Genomic DNA, 15,707 nt, shown 5'->3' with positions numbered 1-15,707 from the left:
CGCGCGCCCGCGCAGGTTTCAGGCGACCGGCGCCGGCTCCTCCAAGGCCGGCAGGGCGTCGTCGATCTGGTGGTCGAGCGCGCCCTCGATCAAGCAGACGAGGCCGGTCGCCTCGAAGCGCATGTCGACGGTTCCGCGGAACTCCGAGGCGAGCGACTGCTGGATGAGGCGCGAGCCGAAGCCGCGCGCGGCCGGCGGGGTCACGGGCGGTCCGCCGGCCTCGCGCCATTCGAGCACGAGATGGACGGCGCCGTCGCCCGAGCCCACGAGGCGCCAGACGATGCGGACGCTCCCCGTCTCGTTGGAGAAGGCGCCGTACTTCGCGGCGTTGGTCGCGAGTTCGTGAAGGGCGAGCGAGAGCGCGAGCGCCTGCCGGGCGTTCAGTCGGACGTTCGGGCCCGCCCAGGACAGGCGCGCGCCGTCGGACGGGCGGTGGGTCGCGAGGCTGCGCTCGACGATCGCGGCGATCGGCGCGCTGGTCCAGCTCGTCTGGGTCAGGATGTCGTGGGCGTGGCCGAGGGCGACGAGGCGGGCCGAGAAGGCGGCGAGGCCGTCCTGGACGTTGGCGGCGCGGCGCAGGGTCTGGTTCGCCAGGGCGTTGACCATGGCGAGCGTGTTCTTGACGCGGTGCTGGAGCTCGCGCGTCAGGAGGTTCTGGCGCTCCTCGGCCTCCTTCTCCTCGGTCACGTCGCGCACCGCGCCGACGAAGCGCACGGAGCGGCCGTTCTCGACGAGCGTCTGGCCGCTGGCGTGGACCCAGCGCACCACGCCGTCCTCGATGCCGATCGTGCGGTAGACGACGTCGAAGAGCTTGGGGTCCACCGGGTCGACCGCCGCCTCGACGGCGGCCTGGGTGTGCGCGCGGTCGTCGGGGTGGAGCGCCGGCAGAAAGGTCCCCTCGTAGGTGACCGGCTCCTTGCCGTATAGGCCGAACGCGGCGCGGCAGCGCGCGTCCCAGATCAGCGTGCCGGAAACGAGGTCGAAGTCGAAGCTGCCGATCTCCGCCGCCTCGTGGGCGAGGCGCAGGCGCGTTTCCGCGTCCGCCAGCGCCTGTTCGGCGCGCCGGCGCTGCGTCACCGTCCAGGTGCGCTCCAGGACCTCGCGCACGAAGCCGATGTCCTCGGCCTCCCAGCTCCGCGGGCGGTCGTCGTTGAGGTAGAGGACGACGCGAACGCGCCCGCCCTCGACCACGGCCATGTTGACCACGGAACGCACGCCGATGGCGCGCCAGGCGGCAGCGCCCGCGGCCGTGCGCTCGTCGGTCTCGATATCCGCGACGGTGAGGACGCCGGCCCGCAGGGACGCGACGAAATCCGTGCCGAAGGCCGCGAGATCGAAGCTGCCGCTGAGGGCCGACACGCCCTCGCGGGTCCACTCCGCGACCACGCTCGCCGTGCGCTCGTCCTCGCCGACGATGGCGTAGCCCGCACGCCGGGTGTCGAGCGCCTCGCAGAGGATCTGAAGCGCGGTGATGGAGTGGCCGTCCGCGAGGCCTTGCTCCTGCAGCTCGTCGCCGAGGCGCAGAAGGGCCGCCTGACGCGCTTCGCGGGCGCGCTCCAGCGTCAGGTCGACGACCGCGCCGGGAAAGCGCAAAGGGCGCCCCTGGCTGTCGTGGTAGCAGCGCCCGCGGGCGTGGACCCAGCGGGTGCGGCCGTCGAGGTCGATCGTGCGGTACTGCTCGTCGAAGATCGCGCCGCTGCCGACCGCCTCGCTGATGCGTGCCCCCACGCGCTCGGCGTCGTCCGGATGGATGCCGCCGACATAGGCCGACAAGGGCGCGCCGGCTTCGGCCCGGGCGGGCTCGACGCCGAACAGGTAAGCGAAGCGCTCGTCGGAATAGAGCGTGTCCGCCGTGATGTCCCAGTCCCAGGTGCCGACGAGCGAAGAGGCCTCGAGTGCGAGGCGCAGGCGTTCGCGGCTCGTTTCCAGCTCCTGCTGCTCGCGCCGCTCGCGCGTGCGGTCGCGCAGGATCTTGAGAAAGCCGGTCTGGCCGCCCTCCGGGTCCTGGAGCGGCATCATTTCGCCGCTGGCGAAGAAGCGCGAGCCGTCCGCCTTCAGGTGCCAGCGCTCGTCGCGGGCGCGGCCGCGCTCGGTGGCGAGGCGCAGCTCCTCGTCGTAGGCGCCGGCGGCGATGTCCTCGGGCGTGAAGATGGTCGAGAGCGGCCGGCCGATCATTGCGTCGGCGCTCCACCCCAGAATGGTGGCGGCGGCCTCGTTCCAGGTGGTGACGGTGCCGTCCAGGTCGGCGGCAATGATGGCGTAGTCGGCGGCGCTCTCGACGATCAGGCGGAAGCGCGCTTCGCTGGAATGAAGCGAGGCGCGCAAGGCGGCGTTCTGTGCACGCAGCTGCTCGTTCTCCGCCAGCACAGAGCCCAGCCGATCCTCGTCCGAGAACGCCATGTCACGTCAATCCGCCGCGCGAGACCCCCGAGGCGCGCTCGCCCCCGCCCGAACGGATGCCGCACGGTCCCCTCCGCCCGCCGACCCATCACGCCCGATTAAGGGACGCCTAGCATGGGGCGGCGGGAGCGTCCATCAAAGAAGGTCGTTACGACGCAAGCATTTACGGGCGAACGTTCGCTGGACGTTCTTGTCAGGCGGCCAGGCCCTCGGCCGGCGCTTCGCGGCCCGTCGGCGCGATCATGCCTTCCGCGCCGGACAAGCTTCCGGGCACGAGTTCGAGGCCCTGGAGGCGGTGGCGCTCGAAGGGGCCCGGCATGAAGAGATCGGCCGACAGCGCGGAGGAGAAGCCGAAGCGCTCGTAATAGGCGGGATCGCCCACGAGAAGCACGGCGCCGTGGCCGAGGCGCGCGGCCTCGGCGAGCGCGTGGCGCATCAGCGCCGAGCCGATGCCGACGCCCTCGTAGGCGGACGACACGGCGAGCGGACCGAGAAGGAGTGCCGCTCGGCCGTCGCCGGCGCAAACGTCCCAGAGGCGCACCGTGCCCACGACCTCGCCGGCGAGGCCGCGCGCGACGAAGGCGAGGCCCCGTGCGGGCAGGCGTCCGCGCCGGATCGCCTCGGACGATTTGCGGGTGCGGCCCAGGCCCATGGCGGCGTCGAGGAGGGCCTCGCGCGCGGCGACGTCCGCGACCGACTCGGCCTCGATGGCGAAGAGCGGGCGCGCGTCGGCGAGGGCGGCGGCGGAAAGATGGGCGAAGGCGGTCATGGCCGAAGACTCCTCAAGCACAAGGAGGTCTGGAAACGGCCGGCTGGCAGGGGGAATCTGCGGCGCGCGGCGGCGGGCAAGAACTGCCCGGCGCCGCCGAACGGCGCCGGATCAGAGAAGGGGCGTCACGCCCCCTCGTCGTTCTCGTCGGAGGCTGGGATGCGAAGCCAAGCCGGACCTCAGATCACGTAGGACCGCAGCGGCTCGAAGCCGTTGAAGGCGACGGCCGAGTAGGTCGTGGTGTAGGCGCCCGTGCCCTCGATGAGCACCTCGTCGCCGACCGTCAGCGAGATCGGCAGCGGGTAGGGCTTCTTCTCGTAGAGGACGTCGGCCGAGTCGCAGGTGGGGCCCGCGAGCACGCAGGGCTCCATCCGGTCGCCGTCGCGCTTGGTCACGATCGGGTAGCGGATGGCCTCGTCCATCGTCTCGGCGAGGCCGCCGAACTTGCCGATGTCGAGGAAGACCCAGCGCTTGTCGTCCTCGGCCGACTTCTTCGACACGAGCACGACCTCCGCCTTGATGACGCCGGCGTCGCCCACCATGCCGCGGCCCGGCTCGATGATCGTCTCCGGGATGCGGTTGCCGAAGTGGCGCTTCAGCGCGGCGAAGATCGAGCGGCCGTAGGCCTCGGCCGAGGGCACGTCCTTGAGGTAGCGGGTCGGGAAGCCGCCGCCCATGTTGACGAGGGTCAGGACGATGCCGCGCTCGGCCAGCGTGTTGAACACGAAGGCGGCGTCCGACAGCGCCGAGTCCCAGGCCTCGGTGTTGATCTGCTGCGAGCCGACGTGGAAGGACACGCCGGTCGCCGTCAGGCCGAGATCGTGGGCGTGGGCAAGCACGTCGATCGCCATCGCCGGCACGCAGCCGAACTTGCGTGACAGCGGCCACTCGGCGCCCTCGCCGTCGGTGAGGACGCGGCAGAACACGCGGGCGCCGGGCGCCGCGCGGGCAACCTTCTCGACCTCTTCCTCGCAGTCCACCGCGAAGAGCGACACGCCGAGCGCGTGGGCGCGGGCGACGTCGCGCTCCTTCTTGATGGTGTTGCCGAAGGAGATGCGGGCGGGCGTCGCGCCGGCGTCGAGCGCCATCTCGATCTCGGCGACCGAGGCGCAGTCGAAGTTCGAGCCCATGGTGGCCAGGAGCCGCAGGATCTCCGGCGCCGGGTTCGCCTTCACCGCGTAGAAGATGGCGGAGTCGGGCAGAGCGCGGCGGAAGGCGCGGAAGTTGTCGGCCACGATGTCGAGGTCGAGCACGAGGCAGGGGCCCTCGGGACGTCGGGTGGCGAGGAAGTCGATGATACGCTGCGTGGCGGCCATGAGTGGCTCTCCCGGATCCGGCGGATAAACAGGAGCGAACGCGCGCGACGTCGGACAGCCGGTGGAGACACCGTCCGAAACGTTGTTGCGCGTAAACGCGTCGAGGACCGATGCCGAACAAGCGGACGCGGATGGCCGCGCCGACATTCGGAGTCAGTCTGCCGTGGATTGGAGGGCTTGAACCCGCCGCACTTCAGGCAAGGATGGTGTGCCTCTGCAGTATTCCCGGCTATGGAGACCAGGAGAGACCAGAAAGGCCCGGACCGTCGTTGCTTCAAGGCGTCCTCGATTCCGCCAGCAGCGGAAACGACTGGATGTGTTAAGTCCAGGTACCGTCCCGGTTATCCTCGCATTCGAGGACCGGGGGACGCCCACAGGCACGTGCGACTTGGGGCAGGGGCGGATGTAAGGGAGTCGCTTGTCACACGCAAGTCCCTTCGCGGCAAAGCTTGATTTTTTCGCAAGCTCCCGTGAGACAAGGTCTGCCGCCGATCCGTCGGACCGAACGGCAAGGAAAGGGAGACGCCTGCGACATGGACACGCTGACCCGCATGCGGGCCTTCATCGCGGTGATCGAGAACGAGGGCTTCTCTGCGGCCGCGCGCAAGACCGGCCGCTCCAAGGCGCTGCTTTCCAAGTACGTGCGCGAGCTGGAAGACGAGCTCGGGGTCCTCCTGATCAACCGCACGACCCGGCAGGTCGCGCTGACCGCGGCAGGGGAGGTCTACCTGCCGCGCGCCGCGGCCATCCTCGCCGATCTCGAAAGCCTCAACGAGGAGGCGCGCGAGGCGACGGGCGAGACCAAGGGCACCATCCGCGTCTCGGCCGCGCGCACCTTCGGCGACGCCGAGCTCGGGCTAAGCCTCGTCGACTTCGCCAAGCAGCACCCGGACATCTCGCTCGACGTCCATCTCGACGACAACTTCGTCAACCTCGTCGAGGAGGGGTTCGACGTCGCGATCCGCATGACGCGCCTCGCCGATTCGGCGATGATCGCGCGGCGCCTGACCGCGCTCGATTTCGTCATCGTCGCGAGCCCCGACTTCATCGAGCGTCACGGCCGGCCGACGCATCCAACCCAGCTCGCCAAGTTCCCGGCGGTGATCGACTCCAACGCGCGCATGTTCTCCAACTGGCTGTTTCGCGACCCCAAGACGAGCGAGACGATCACGGTGGCCGTGTCAGGCCAGTTCACCGCCAACAGTCCGGTGACGGTCAGGGCGGCGGCGCTGGCCGGCCTCGGCCTGGCGCTGTCGCCGAGCTTCGTCGTGCGCAACGAGATCGCCCGCGGAGAGCTCGTGACCGTTCTCGACGAGTTCATGCCGGGGGAGGCGGGGATCTACGCCGTCTTCCCGCATCGCCGCCACCTGCCGACGCGCGTGCGCCTCTTCGTGGACTTCCTGGCGACGTGGTTCCGCAAATGCGAGGCCTACCGGGAGATCCCCCGCCCGGCCGAGACGACGGCCGCCTGAGATCGCGGCGCGGCTGGTCGTCCCGCCCGTTCTCCCGCCGCCCCATCTCGGCTATCCTTAGAACGTGTAGCAGAACATCCGGGCAGGGAGCTGGCGAGGTTCTGTTAGACGCTCTTAACCACCCGCCTTCACTCATCCTTAGCCGCGTTGCGGATAGGTTCGGGCCCATGCGCAAACTTCGCTTGTCCATCCTCGCGGCGCTTCTCGGCGCCAGCCTCGCCCATGCGCCGGCGGCCCTGGCCGCCGGGCAACCGAGCTCGATGGAGCCGGACCGCTCGGCCGTCCTGTTCGTCGGCGACTACGCACCGGGCACGATCGTGGTCTATACCGGCGCGCGCCGGCTCTACCTCGTGACGGGCCAGGACGAGGCGATCGAGTACGAGATCGCCGTCGGCAAGCCGAGCGAGCAGTGGTTCGGCGAGAGCTGGGTGTCGAAGAAGCGGCGCAACCCGACCTGGACGCCGACGCCCTCCATGCGCGCCGAGAACCCGAAGCTGCCCCAGTCCATGGGACCGGGGCCGAAGAACCCGCTCGGCGAGCGGGCGATCAATCTCGGCTGGGGCACCTACCGCATCCACGGGACCAACAAGCCGAACTCCATCGGCTCGGCCGCCTCGGCGGGCTGCTTCCGCATGCGCAACGCCGACGTGAAGGACCTCTTCGAGCGCGTCCACGTCGGCGCGCAGGTCGTGGTCCTGCGCTGAGGCGTCGAGCGTCCCGCAAGCTTCATCCAAACTTCCGCCGTTCTTCTCCTGTCTTCGATCGGATCCGAATCGTGGGCAGGGGACAAGGCCTTGATCAGACCTCGCGCGACCGCCTTCGCGGCCTTCGCCGGCGCCATGCTCGTCTGCGGCGCGGCGAGTGCCCACCCGCACGTCTTCGCCGAATCGCACATGGAGATCGTCGGCAATGCCGACGGCACGCTGAAGGCGGTGCGCAACGTGTGGCGCATGGACGAGCTGTTCTCGTCCTCCGTCGTCTTCGACTTCGACAAGAACGCCAACGGCCAGCTCGACGAGGACGAGCTCGCCGAGGTCGGAAAGGTCGTGAAGGAGTCCATCGCGGAGTGGGACTTCTACACCTTCGTGAAGGTCGGAACGCGCGACGTGACCATGGCGCCGCCCGACGAGATCCGCATGAACGTCGACAACGGCCAGCTGATCATGTTCTTCGAGATGGCGGCGGGCGAGCCCGTCGACCTCAAGAAGGACGCGCTGACCGTCTTCAACTGGGACGAGACCTTCTACGTCGCCTTCGACTATCCCGACGACACGGCCTTCCAGCTCGTCGACCTGCCGGCCAATTGCGGCAAGAAGCTCGTGGTGCCGGACGAGGACGAGGCCGCCTCGGCCTGGATGGACTCGATCGCCGCGCTCGGCCCCGACGAGGACGTGCCCACCGACGGCGTCGACTATTCGCTGCTGCTCGCCACGCGCACGGAGGTGTCATGCGCCGCGGCCAGCTGACGCTTCTCTTTGCCGGCGGGATCATTCTCGCGGCAGCCTCGGCGCATGCGCAGTCCTCGCTCGGCATCGGCTCGGCGGAGGTGACGGCCCAGCCGGGAAGCGGGCTTCTCGGCGACCTGTTCCGCGCCATCAACAGCTATCAGCGGGCCTTCTTCGTCGACCTGCGCCAGGCGCTGATCGGGCTGCGCCAAGGCGGACAGGCGCTGCCGCTCCTCGTTGGCCTGTCCTTCGCCTACGGCGTCTTTCACGCCGCCGGCCCGGGGCACGGCAAGGCGGTGATCTCGTCCTACGTTCTCGCCGACGCCGTCGAGCTGCGGCGCGGCATCGCCGTGTCCTTCGCCTCGAGCCTCGTCCAGGCGCTCTCGGCCCTGCTCCTGGTGGGGGCGGCCTACCTCTTCCTGCGCGGCACCGCGATCACGCTGACGGGCGCCACCACCGCGTTGGAGATCGGCTCCTACGCGCTCGTCGCGGGCTTCGGCGCCTGGCTGCTGGCGCGCAAGCTCGCCCGCGCCTGGCGCGAGCGGGAACCGTCGCCCGTCGCAGGCCTCGCCTTCGCCGCGCCCGGCCGTGCGGTCTCCAGCCTCGACTTCGGAGCGCCGGCGGCCCGTCCCGTCGCGAGTCTGATGCGGCCGGCGAGCGGCGGCTTCTCCGCCGATGTCTGCGCAGCGGAGGATCCCGACGACTGCGACTGCGGCAAGTCGCACATGCCCTCGCGCGCGCTCGTTTCCTCGGCCAAGCGCTTCACGCCGGGCGCGGCGCTTTCGGCGGTGCTCGCCGTCGGCCTGCGACCCTGTTCGGGCGCGATCGTGGTCCTGACCTTCGCGCTGGTGAACGGGCTCTGGCTCGGCGGGCTCCTGTCGGTGCTCGCCATGGCGATTGGCACCGCGATGACCGTCTCGATCATCGCCGCGGTCGCGGTCTGGGCGAAGGGGTTCGCCTTGAAGGCGGGCTCGGGCACGCGCTCGCGGCGCGTGCTCTCCGCGATCGAGATCCTCGGCGCCGCGCTCGTGCTGCTGCTCGGCCTCGCGCTGCTCGGCGGCGCGCTGCAGGGCGGCTTCTCGGTCTAGGCGCGGCCCTTCGAGGCGGCGAAGGCGCGGCAGGCCGCGGCGAAGGCCTGGAAGATCTTGCGCGACGGCTCGTCCGTCGACGCCCAGAACTCCGGATGCCATTGGACGCCGACGGCGAAGTTCGCCGCATCCTTCACCCGCACCGCCTCCACCGTGCCGTCCGGGGCCCGCGCCTCGACGGCGAGGCCGTCCGCGAGGCGGTCGATCGCCTGACGGTGGAGCGAGTTCACGCGAATCTCGGCTTCGCCCACGATGTCCCGGAGAGAACCGCCCGGCTCCAGCGCGATCTCGTGGCGGATCGCGAAGCGCTCGCGCTGGTCGTGGCTGGGCAGGTGGCGATGGTCCATCCGGCCCTCGATCTCCTGGATCTCGGTGGCGAGCGACCCGCCCAGCGCGACGTTCAGCTCCTGGTGGCCGCGGCAGATGCACAGGAGCGGCAGCGAGCGCTCCAGCGCGCCCTTGATCAGCGCCTCGGTCAGCCGGTCGCGCTCGGGATCGAAGGGCTCGTGCGCCCGCGAGGCCGGCACGGCGTACCGTTCGGGATGGACGTTGGAGGCGGCACCCGTGAGGAGCACTCCGTCGACGCGGTCGAGGAGGGGGGCGATCGTCATCCGCGGCAGGAGGGCCGGCACGATCACCGGAACCGCGCCCGCGACCTCCACCAGCGCGTCGAGATAGGTCGAGGGCGTGGCGTGCCAGCGGTAGTTGCCGTGGTCGAAGGTGTCGGCGGGAACGGCGACGAGGATCGGCTGGTCGGCCATGGGGCGGGTCCGCTGCGATTGGTCTGGCCAAGCGGCTTAGACCGGCCGTTCGGGCTTGTCACGCGGCCGCGCGGGGACGGCCTCTCGGTCCCGTTTCGTTCCGGGGGGCTTCCAGCCCCGCACCACCTCGTCCCTGCTAAGTGGCCGAGCCGGCACGATGCGGATCGCACGCCCGGCGCCGGCCCGGCGAGACGCGCCGCCGGCCGACGAAGACGGATACGGCCGGCCACCCCACCGGCGCCGAGCGGCGCCCCATCCGGCCCTGACGAGGACATGCGGCATGACTGCGGTGATCTCCATCGGCTCCCTGAAATCCTCGGGCTCCACGACCCTGGTGCTGACGCTTGCCGGCGTCGCGGCGGCGGCCGAGATTCCCGTGCTGCTCGTGGACGCCTCTCGCGACAAGGACATCCTGACGTGGCGGGCGCGCACCGAGGGGCTCGCCTCGGTCGCCGTCGAGGCCGCGACCGACGCCGCCTCGCTGGAGCAGGTGGTCCGCGCCGCCCGCCGCCGCGGCCAGATCGCGCTGGTCGACGCCGGCAGCGATCCGGAGACGATCCGCATGGGCGCCCGCCTGTCGGACCGCGCCCTGATCCCCGTCCGCTTCTCGCCGCTCTCGGCCTACGCCGCGGTCGCCACCGAGCGGCTTCTCCAGCTGGACGCCGGCCAGGGCCGTCCCGACCGCGACTGGGCGCTCGTCGCCTCGGCCGTGTCGACCACCATTCCGAGCCGCATCGCCCGCACCGTCGAGGCGATCGTCGCCGCCTGCCCGGCGCCGCGGCTGGAAATCGGCCTCGTCCTGCGCGCCGCCTACGAGGCGCCGTTCCTCCTCGGCGGCACGATCTTCACGCTCCGCGACGCCGAGGCGCCGGGCCTCGACCGCGCCCGCGCGGAAGCCGCGACCCTCGCCTACGAAGCGGGCATCCTCGGCCCCATGGTGTCCATGAACAGCCAGCGCGGCGAGCCGGATCTCGAGCTCGTCGCCGAGGCCGAGGCGGCGCTCGCCGCCGCGGCCTGAGGGCAGGGCAGGGTACGCGCCGCCGCTCGGATCAGGGCTGCGGCGCGGCCACGGGCACGAGGATCAGGACCGCGAGGTCGCTCTTCGGCGTGAAGTTCTCGTGCCGCACCTCGAAGCGGGTCGGCGAGACCTTCGTCACGCCGTCGGCGCAGAAGGAGACGAGGTTCTCCGGCGCGCCCTTGTCCACCGTCAGCTTGAAGTCGCCGATCGGCTCGGACCAGTTCGCGCCGGTCGTCAGCACGTATTCGAAGTTCTGCTCGGAAAAGGCGTAGCCGTAGTCCGGGTCGGCCTTGCGCGCCTCCGCGCTGCGCTTGTCCAGAGCGCTCATGAAGGCGTCGTCGATGCAGTATGTCGCGCGCATCGCCTTCACCTCGTCCGGATAGTCCGCGGCCATCTCCAGGAGCGTCGCGACGCTGCCGCCGACGGACGGCGCGTAGCTGTGCTCGACGCGGAGATCCCGCCCCGGCTCGAAGGTCTGTTCCCAGTGATAGGTGCCGCTCCAGGTCCAGAGCGGCACGATGTGGCGCTCCCAGCCCCCGCCCGCGTCGAACTCGTCAACGGCCGCGATCTCGGCCGCGACGAGCTCGTCCTGCTTGTTTTTCGGCAGGGCGTCGAGCGCTTCGCCCGCCTTCGGGTCCTGCGGCGCGAGCGGCACGCCGAGACCGGTCAGGAGAGCGGTCACGTCCCGCCCGTTCAGCGTCGCCTTCTGGTCGAGCTTCATCGCGACGGACTTTCCGTCGACGCGCGTTTCGAAGCCGAGCGGGTTCTCCGGATCGTCGGACGGAATGGCGATGTCGCCGAAGGGCGAAGCGGGAATCGCCGGCACGGGGAAGGCGACGGTGGTGGTCACCGGCTTGTCGCTCGTGTTTTGGAAGACGTAGGCGACGCGGATCGCCTCCGTCGAGACCGACAGGTCTTCCGAGCGCATGGCGATGTCGGCGGTCTTGGTCAGAACCAGGCCGCCCGTCGCGAAGGACGCGGTGGAGTCGTTGGCGAGCGCGCTGCCGGCCGAGGCGAGCATGAGAAGCGTGGTCGCGAATATCGGCGACGAGCGCATGAGAGGTCCTTCGGAACGATCGATCGAGCCGCGCCCGAACCGGGCGACGGGGAGGCGACGGCCTCCCGCAGCGGGCGCGGCCAGCCTATATGGATCGTTCAACCCGGGCGAGCGAAATGGAGGAGCGGTGAGGCGAAACGACGGGCGCGAGTCGGACAAGGCGCCGCCGAAGCCCCGGCCGATCACGGCCGACTGGCTGTTCCGGGCGGGGGCCTACTACCTCGAGCGCTATGCCAGCTCGACCGAGAACCTGCGCCGCGTGCTGGAGCGCAAGGTCGTCAAGCGCGCCCGCGCCCTGGAAGCCGACCCCGGCGATTTCCGCCCGATGATCGACGACGCCGTCGCGAAGCTGGCCGAGCTGAAGCTCGTCGACGATCAAGCCTTCGCGGCAGGACGCTTCGCCAGCCTTCGCCGCCGCGGCGCCTCGACGCGCATGGCCGGCATGAAGCTGGCGGCCAAGGGCGTTCCGCGCGAGCTGGTCGAGGAAGTGATCGAGGGCGATACGACCAGCGAGGCGCAGGCGGCCGAGGCCCTCGCGCGTCGCCGTCGCATCGGCGTTTATCGAAGCGGCGGAGAGGCCGAGCGGGCGGAGAAGCGCGAGCGCGACATCGCCGTTCTCGTGCGCGCGGGCTTCTCCTTCTCCGTGGCCCGCGACGCGGTGGACGGCCGCGCCCCCGAGGAATGACGGAACTCTCTGCGGAAAGAAGTCGTTAGCCACCCGAACACCGGATGCGCCAGACGGATCGAGGGCCCGAACAGGGCCCGTGCCCGCGCGTCCGGAGCCAACGGAAGGGAAGACGTCAGATGCCGACTATCAAGAACGCCAAGATCGCCATTCTCGCCACCGACGGGTTCGAGCAGTCCGAGCTGATGCAGCCGCTTGAGAAGCTGCGCGCGGCCGGCGCCGAGGTCCACGTCCTGTCGCTGAAGGCCGGCGAGATCAAGGGCTGGGACGAGACCGACTGGGGCCAGTCGGTCAAGGTCGACCGCCTCGTTTCCGAGGCGAGCGTCAACGACTACGACGCCCTCGTCCTGCCGGGCGGCCAGATCAACCCGGACAAGCTACGCACCGACGCGGTGGCCGTGAAATTCGTCCACGACTTCTACAACACGAAGAAGACGCTGGCTGCGATCTGCCACGCGCCCTGGCTGCTCATCGAGGCGGGCGTCATCAAGGACCGCGACGTGACGAGCTTCAACTCGATCAAGACGGACGTGGTGAACGCGGGCGGCCGCTGGCACGACCAGGAAGTCGTGACCGACCAGGCGCTGATCACCTCGCGCAACCCGAACGACCTGCCGGCCTTCATCGCCAAGATCATCGAGGAGGTCGAGGAAGGTCGCCACGAGGACCGCAGGGCCGCCTGAAACAGGCTCGAACCACCGCGAAAAAACCAGGCCGGCGCGTCCATCGCGCCGGCTCTTTTCTATGCGCGAACGGGTGGCGCGCGTGCCATTGCCAGAGCGCGGCGGAGTCGTGTAAGGCCGGCTGAGGCTTGAGATTTCCAGCGGAGGACCGGCGTGGCCGAACTGCCCAACTACGACACCGTTGCGCCCGCCGAGATGGACTATCCGGAGCACGAGCGGACCTACGACCTGTTCCTGGCCGCGACCAAGTGGGGAACGATCGGCGTCATCGCCATCCTCGTGGGCATGCTGGTCGGGCTGATCGCCGGTGGCGGCTTCATCGGAGGCATAGGCACCTTCCTCCTCGTCCTCGTCGTCGCCTGGTTCGTGGCGCGCTGAGCGTCGATCGAGAGGCGCTTCGGCGCCTCTTTTCATATCCGCCGTCGGTTTCGGTGTGCCGGGAGAGGCGCGCATGAAGGTGTTCATCCCGCGGAAGGTCGCGGGCGCCGAGGCGCGCATCGCTGCCTCGCCCGACACGGTGAAGAAGCTCATCGGCGCGGGCGCCGAGGTGCTGGTCGAGAGCGGACCGCGCCTTGGCTCGCGCGCCACCGACAAGGCCTCCGCCGGCGACACCGTCGAGGTCTGCCCGGCGCGCACTATTGGGCACCTCAACGTGCCCGGCCGCATCGCGGCATCGGCCTCGCTCCTCCACGCCAAGGACCTCCTCGCCTTCCTCGAAACGCCGATCGACAAGGACGCGACGAGCCCCAAGGTCGATTTCGAGGATCCGCGGCTCAAGGTGATGCGGCTGACGCGAAACGGCTCGATCGCCCATCCGAGCTTCGCGCCCGCGCCCACCCGTGCTGAGGGAGTCGCCTGATGGAGAGCGAACCTCTCGCCGACGCCGTCGACAAGCTGAACGCGGCCGGCACCGCCGTGCGCGACGCGCGGCTCAGCGTCGAGCAGCTCGCGGGCTCGGGGATCGGCGAGGCGGTCCACGCCGCAACCGGCATCGACCCCTTCGTCTTCCATCTCGCGATCTTCGTTCTCGCGATCTTCGTCGGCTACTCCATCGTTTGGTCGGTGACGCCGGCGCTGCACACGCCGCTGATGTCGCTGACCAACGCCATCGCCTCGGTGATCGTCGTCGGCGCTCTGCTCGCGGTCGGCATCTCGGCCACGGGGCTTTCCACCACCTTCGGCTTCGTCGCCCTGGTGCTGGCGGCCGTCAACCTCGTCGGCGGCTTCCTCGTCACCCAGCGCATGCTCGCCATGTACAAGACGAAAGACCGGTGACGGGGCCATGGCCGAGACCTTCGCCGCCGTCCTCTACCTCGTCTCCGGCGTTCTGTTCATCCTGGCGCTCCGCGGCCTGTCGCACCCGACGACCGCGCGCCGGGGCAACCTCTGCGGCATGGTCGGCATGGGGCTCGCGGTCGCGACGACCCTGCTCCTCGCCCGCCCGTCCTTCGGGGCGCTGCTGATCATCATCCTCGCCTTCGCCATCGGCGGGGGCGCGGGCACGGTGATCGCCAAGCGGATCTCGATGACGGCGATGCCTCAACTCGTCGCCGCCTTCCACTCGCTGGTCGGCCCGGCGGCGGTGATGGTGGCGGCCGCCGTGCTCGACGCGCCGGACGCCGTCGGCATCGGGAGGGTGGGCGCGATCCACGTCCGGGCGCTGGTCGAGATGTCGATCGGCGCCGGCTTCGGCGCGCTGACCTTCACCGGCTCGGTGGTCGCCTTCCTGAAGCTCGACGGGCGCATGAGCGGCAAGCCGATCAGGCTGCCCCAGCGCCACCTCATCAACGTCGCACTGGGCACGGCGCTGGTCCTGTGCGTCGTCGGCTTCGCGGCGACGGAAAGCCACGCGCTGTTCTGGTTGGTGGTGCTCCTCGCGCTTGTTCTCGGCGCTCTCCTGATCGTGCCGATCGGCGGGGTGGACCTGCCGGCGGTCGTGTCGATGCTGAACAGCTGTTCCGGCTGGGCAGTGGCGGGCATCGGTTTCATGCTCCAGAACCTCGCCCTGATCATCACCGGCGCGCTGGTCGGATCGTCCGGCGCGATCCTCTCCTACATCATGTGCAAGGGCATGAACCGGAGCTTCGCCTCGGTAATGCTGGGCGGCTTCGGCGGCGAGACGGACGGAGTAGGGGGCGCGGGCGATCGCGCGGTCAAGCAGGGCTCGGGCGACGATGCGGCCTGACTGACGTGACCTTCATGATCGGCGGCAACAACGTGCCCATCCCCGCGGCGCGAGACGATCCCGCCTTGCCAATCGTCGCCATGCCGATCCTCGACGTCGACCAGGCTCAGACCTGCCTCGTCGTGAAGCACTGGATGGGCCCGGGCTATGCGGGCATCGACACACGCTGTTCTACGAGCCCAAACCCTGATGCTCTTCGCCGACGCCGAGACGACGGTCGAGGAGATCAACGAGGCCATGGCGCGCCAGCTCCGCCGGGTCCCTCCGGATGCACGAAAGGCCGGCACGGGGCGCACCCGTGCCGGCCTTTCGCGTCTAACGACCCTGCCGCGTCGGCGAGGCCTCAGTTCATCTGCAGTGTCAGGCGGTTGATGCCGGCGGTGGCGTTGAGGCCGTACTGCGCCTGCACGCTGATCGGCTGCAGGGCGATGGACGAACCGAAGCCGCCGACCAGGACCTTGGCGCCGCCGCCGATGCCGAGCGCCGCGTCGGCACCCGCGCCGACATAGGTGCCGGCGAGCACTTCCGGGCGCACGGGCACGCCGGAGGCGGCGAACACGGCCCAGGTCAGGGTGGTGCGCTGGGTGATGCCGAGGTCGAGGCCGAGCGTGTCGATCTGTCCGGCGTAGGGGATGCCGGAGGTGCGGCCGGCGGGCACGTAGGAGCAGGCCAAGGCCCGGCTTGAGGCGACGATGTAGTTCGTCGAGCCTTCGCTCGTGCCCGAGCAGGTGAGGGTGCCGATCTCGATCGCGACGGTGGAGTGGGCCGGGACGCTGGCGACGGTGGCGGCACCGAGGGCGGCGAGTGCGAGAGCGATTTTCTTCATGG

Annotated in this window: 16 protein-coding genes and 1 pseudogene; 11 read left to right on the top strand and 6 right to left on the bottom strand. The window is 70.2% G+C overall.

Features of this window, described 5'->3' with window-relative positions:
- Nucleotides 1-18: 18 nt before the first annotated feature.
- The 3 genes from FZN60_RS21320 to odc2 form a co-directional block, all read right to left on the bottom strand.
- Entirely contained in the window at nucleotides 19-2,400 is a 2,382-nt protein-coding gene (locus tag FZN60_RS21320; protein WP_158875533.1) for a PAS domain-containing sensor histidine kinase, read from the bottom strand.
- Nucleotides 2,401-2,593: 193 nt separating this feature from the next.
- A complete protein-coding gene (locus FZN60_RS21315; RefSeq protein ID WP_158875532.1) occupies nucleotides 2,594-3,169 on the bottom strand; it encodes a GNAT family N-acetyltransferase in 576 nt (191 codons plus the stop codon).
- Between the two features lie 179 nt (nucleotides 3,170-3,348).
- Nucleotides 3,349-4,485 carry an ornithine/lysine decarboxylase gene (gene odc2 / locus FZN60_RS21310; RefSeq protein WP_158875531.1) on the bottom strand — a complete coding sequence of 379 codons (1,137 nt, stop codon included), beginning with the start codon at nucleotides 4,483-4,485 and terminating at the stop codon, nucleotides 3,349-3,351.
- Between the two features lie 533 nt (nucleotides 4,486-5,018).
- Here odc2 and FZN60_RS21305 point away from each other — a divergent pair.
- The 4 genes from FZN60_RS21305 to FZN60_RS21290 all read left to right on the top strand — a co-directional run bounded on the left by FZN60_RS21305 (nucleotide 5,019) and on the right by FZN60_RS21290 (nucleotide 8,490).
- Entirely contained in the window at nucleotides 5,019-5,957 is a 939-nt protein-coding gene (locus FZN60_RS21305) for a LysR family transcriptional regulator (RefSeq protein WP_158875530.1), read from the top strand.
- 167 nt (nucleotides 5,958-6,124) lie between these two features.
- Nucleotides 6,125-6,661 carry a L,D-transpeptidase gene (locus FZN60_RS21300; protein WP_158875529.1) on the top strand — a complete coding sequence of 179 codons (537 nt, stop codon included), beginning with the start codon at nucleotides 6,125-6,127 and terminating at the stop codon, nucleotides 6,659-6,661.
- 90 nt (nucleotides 6,662-6,751) lie between these two features.
- Complete coding sequence (locus tag FZN60_RS21295; protein WP_246727041.1) at nucleotides 6,752-7,423, top strand: DUF1007 family protein; 672 nt, start codon at nucleotides 6,752-6,754, stop codon at nucleotides 7,421-7,423.
- Nucleotides 7,405-8,490: a nickel/cobalt transporter gene (locus tag FZN60_RS21290; protein WP_158875528.1), complete on the top strand. Its 1,086-nt coding sequence runs from the start codon at nucleotides 7,405-7,407 to the stop codon at nucleotides 8,488-8,490. The genes FZN60_RS21295 and FZN60_RS21290 overlap by 19 nt, the downstream gene beginning before the upstream one ends.
- On the opposite strand, the gene FZN60_RS21285 is transcribed toward FZN60_RS21290, so the two are convergent.
- Nucleotides 8,487-9,251, bottom strand: coding sequence for a gamma-glutamyl-gamma-aminobutyrate hydrolase family protein (locus FZN60_RS21285; protein ID WP_158875527.1), 765 nt, complete (start codon nucleotides 9,249-9,251; stop codon nucleotides 8,487-8,489). The two genes, FZN60_RS21290 and FZN60_RS21285, sit on opposite strands and share 4 nt — an antisense overlap.
- A 280-nt stretch (nucleotides 9,252-9,531) precedes the next feature.
- On the opposite strand from FZN60_RS21285, the gene FZN60_RS21280 reads away from it, so the two are divergent.
- Entirely contained in the window at nucleotides 9,532-10,269 is a 738-nt protein-coding gene (locus FZN60_RS21280) for a P-loop NTPase family protein (protein ID WP_199266615.1), read from the top strand.
- Nucleotides 10,270-10,300: 31 nt separating this feature from the next.
- Here the strand turns inward: FZN60_RS21280 and FZN60_RS21275 are convergent, their stop codons facing one another.
- Entirely contained in the window at nucleotides 10,301-11,326 is a 1,026-nt protein-coding gene (locus tag FZN60_RS21275; RefSeq protein WP_158875526.1) for a DUF4424 domain-containing protein, read from the bottom strand.
- 127 nt (nucleotides 11,327-11,453) lie between these two features.
- Between FZN60_RS21275 and FZN60_RS21270 the strand changes: the two genes are divergently transcribed.
- From FZN60_RS21270 to FZN60_RS21245, 6 genes and pseudogenes are all read left to right on the top strand, one after another.
- Nucleotides 11,454-12,011: a regulatory protein RecX gene (locus FZN60_RS21270; protein WP_246727040.1), complete on the top strand. Its 558-nt coding sequence runs from the start codon at nucleotides 11,454-11,456 to the stop codon at nucleotides 12,009-12,011.
- A 119-nt stretch (nucleotides 12,012-12,130) separates the two neighbouring features.
- Complete coding sequence (locus tag FZN60_RS21265) at nucleotides 12,131-12,694, top strand: type 1 glutamine amidotransferase domain-containing protein (RefSeq protein ID WP_158875524.1); 564 nt, start codon at nucleotides 12,131-12,133, stop codon at nucleotides 12,692-12,694.
- 153 nt (nucleotides 12,695-12,847) lie between these two features.
- Nucleotides 12,848-13,072, top strand: a complete 225-nt coding sequence (locus FZN60_RS21260; protein ID WP_246727039.1) for an aa3-type cytochrome c oxidase subunit IV — start codon at nucleotides 12,848-12,850, stop codon at nucleotides 13,070-13,072.
- Nucleotides 13,073-13,145: 73 nt separating this feature from the next.
- Nucleotides 13,146-13,553: a hypothetical protein gene (locus tag FZN60_RS21255; RefSeq protein WP_158875523.1), complete on the top strand. Its 408-nt coding sequence runs from the start codon at nucleotides 13,146-13,148 to the stop codon at nucleotides 13,551-13,553.
- A complete protein-coding gene (locus FZN60_RS21250; RefSeq protein ID WP_158875522.1) occupies nucleotides 13,553-13,969 on the top strand; it encodes an NAD(P) transhydrogenase subunit alpha part 2 in 417 nt (138 codons plus the stop codon). The genes FZN60_RS21255 and FZN60_RS21250 overlap by 1 nt, the downstream gene beginning before the upstream one ends.
- 7 nt (nucleotides 13,970-13,976) lie before the next feature.
- Nucleotides 13,977-15,251 (top strand): annotated as a pseudogene (locus tag FZN60_RS21245) (NAD(P)(+) transhydrogenase (Re/Si-specific) subunit beta).
- Here FZN60_RS21245 and FZN60_RS21240 read toward each other — a convergent pair.
- On the bottom strand, nucleotides 15,223-15,705 hold the full coding sequence (locus FZN60_RS21240) for a DUF992 domain-containing protein (protein WP_158875521.1): 483 nt from the start codon (nucleotides 15,703-15,705) through the stop codon (nucleotides 15,223-15,225). The pseudogene FZN60_RS21245 and the gene FZN60_RS21240 overlap by 29 nt on opposite strands.
- Between the last annotated feature and the right edge of the window lie 2 nt (nucleotides 15,706-15,707).

The organism is Antarcticirhabdus aurantiaca (genome assembly GCF_009765365.1).
Lineage (GTDB): Bacteria > Pseudomonadota > Alphaproteobacteria > Rhizobiales > Rhizobiaceae > Antarcticirhabdus > Antarcticirhabdus aurantiaca.
This window is presented reverse-complemented; position numbering and strand designations above follow the sequence as displayed.

Excerpts from the sequence above, each read along its gene's own strand:
- FZN60_RS21300 (WP_158875529.1), top strand. The coding sequence starts at position 6,125 with ATGCGCAAACTTCGCTTGTCCATCCTCGCGGCGCTTCTCGGCGCCAGC.
- FZN60_RS21285 (WP_158875527.1), bottom strand. The coding sequence starts at position 9,251 with ATGGCCGACCAGCCGATCCTCGTCGCCGTTCCCGCCGACACCTTCGAC.
- FZN60_RS21290 (WP_158875528.1), top strand. The coding sequence starts at position 7,405 with ATGCGCCGCGGCCAGCTGACGCTTCTCTTTGCCGGCGGGATCATTCTC.
- FZN60_RS21275 (WP_158875526.1), bottom strand. The coding sequence starts at position 11,326 with ATGCGCTCGTCGCCGATATTCGCGACCACGCTTCTCATGCTCGCCTCG.
- FZN60_RS21250 (WP_158875522.1), top strand. The coding sequence starts at position 13,553 with ATGGAGAGCGAACCTCTCGCCGACGCCGTCGACAAGCTGAACGCGGCC.
- odc2 (WP_158875531.1), bottom strand. The coding sequence starts at position 4,485 with ATGGCCGCCACGCAGCGTATCATCGACTTCCTCGCCACCCGACGTCCC.
- FZN60_RS21305 (WP_158875530.1), top strand. The coding sequence starts at position 5,019 with ATGGACACGCTGACCCGCATGCGGGCCTTCATCGCGGTGATCGAGAAC.
- FZN60_RS21320 (WP_158875533.1), bottom strand. The coding sequence starts at position 2,400 with ATGGCGTTCTCGGACGAGGATCGGCTGGGCTCTGTGCTGGCGGAGAAC.
- FZN60_RS21280 (WP_199266615.1), top strand. The coding sequence starts at position 9,532 with ATGACTGCGGTGATCTCCATCGGCTCCCTGAAATCCTCGGGCTCCACG.
- FZN60_RS21240 (WP_158875521.1), bottom strand. The coding sequence starts at position 15,705 with ATGAAGAAAATCGCTCTCGCACTCGCCGCCCTCGGTGCCGCCACCGTC.
- FZN60_RS21255 (WP_158875523.1), top strand. The coding sequence starts at position 13,146 with ATGAAGGTGTTCATCCCGCGGAAGGTCGCGGGCGCCGAGGCGCGCATC.
- FZN60_RS21265 (WP_158875524.1), top strand. The coding sequence starts at position 12,131 with ATGCCGACTATCAAGAACGCCAAGATCGCCATTCTCGCCACCGACGGG.
- FZN60_RS21315 (WP_158875532.1), bottom strand. The coding sequence starts at position 3,169 with ATGACCGCCTTCGCCCATCTTTCCGCCGCCGCCCTCGCCGACGCGCGC.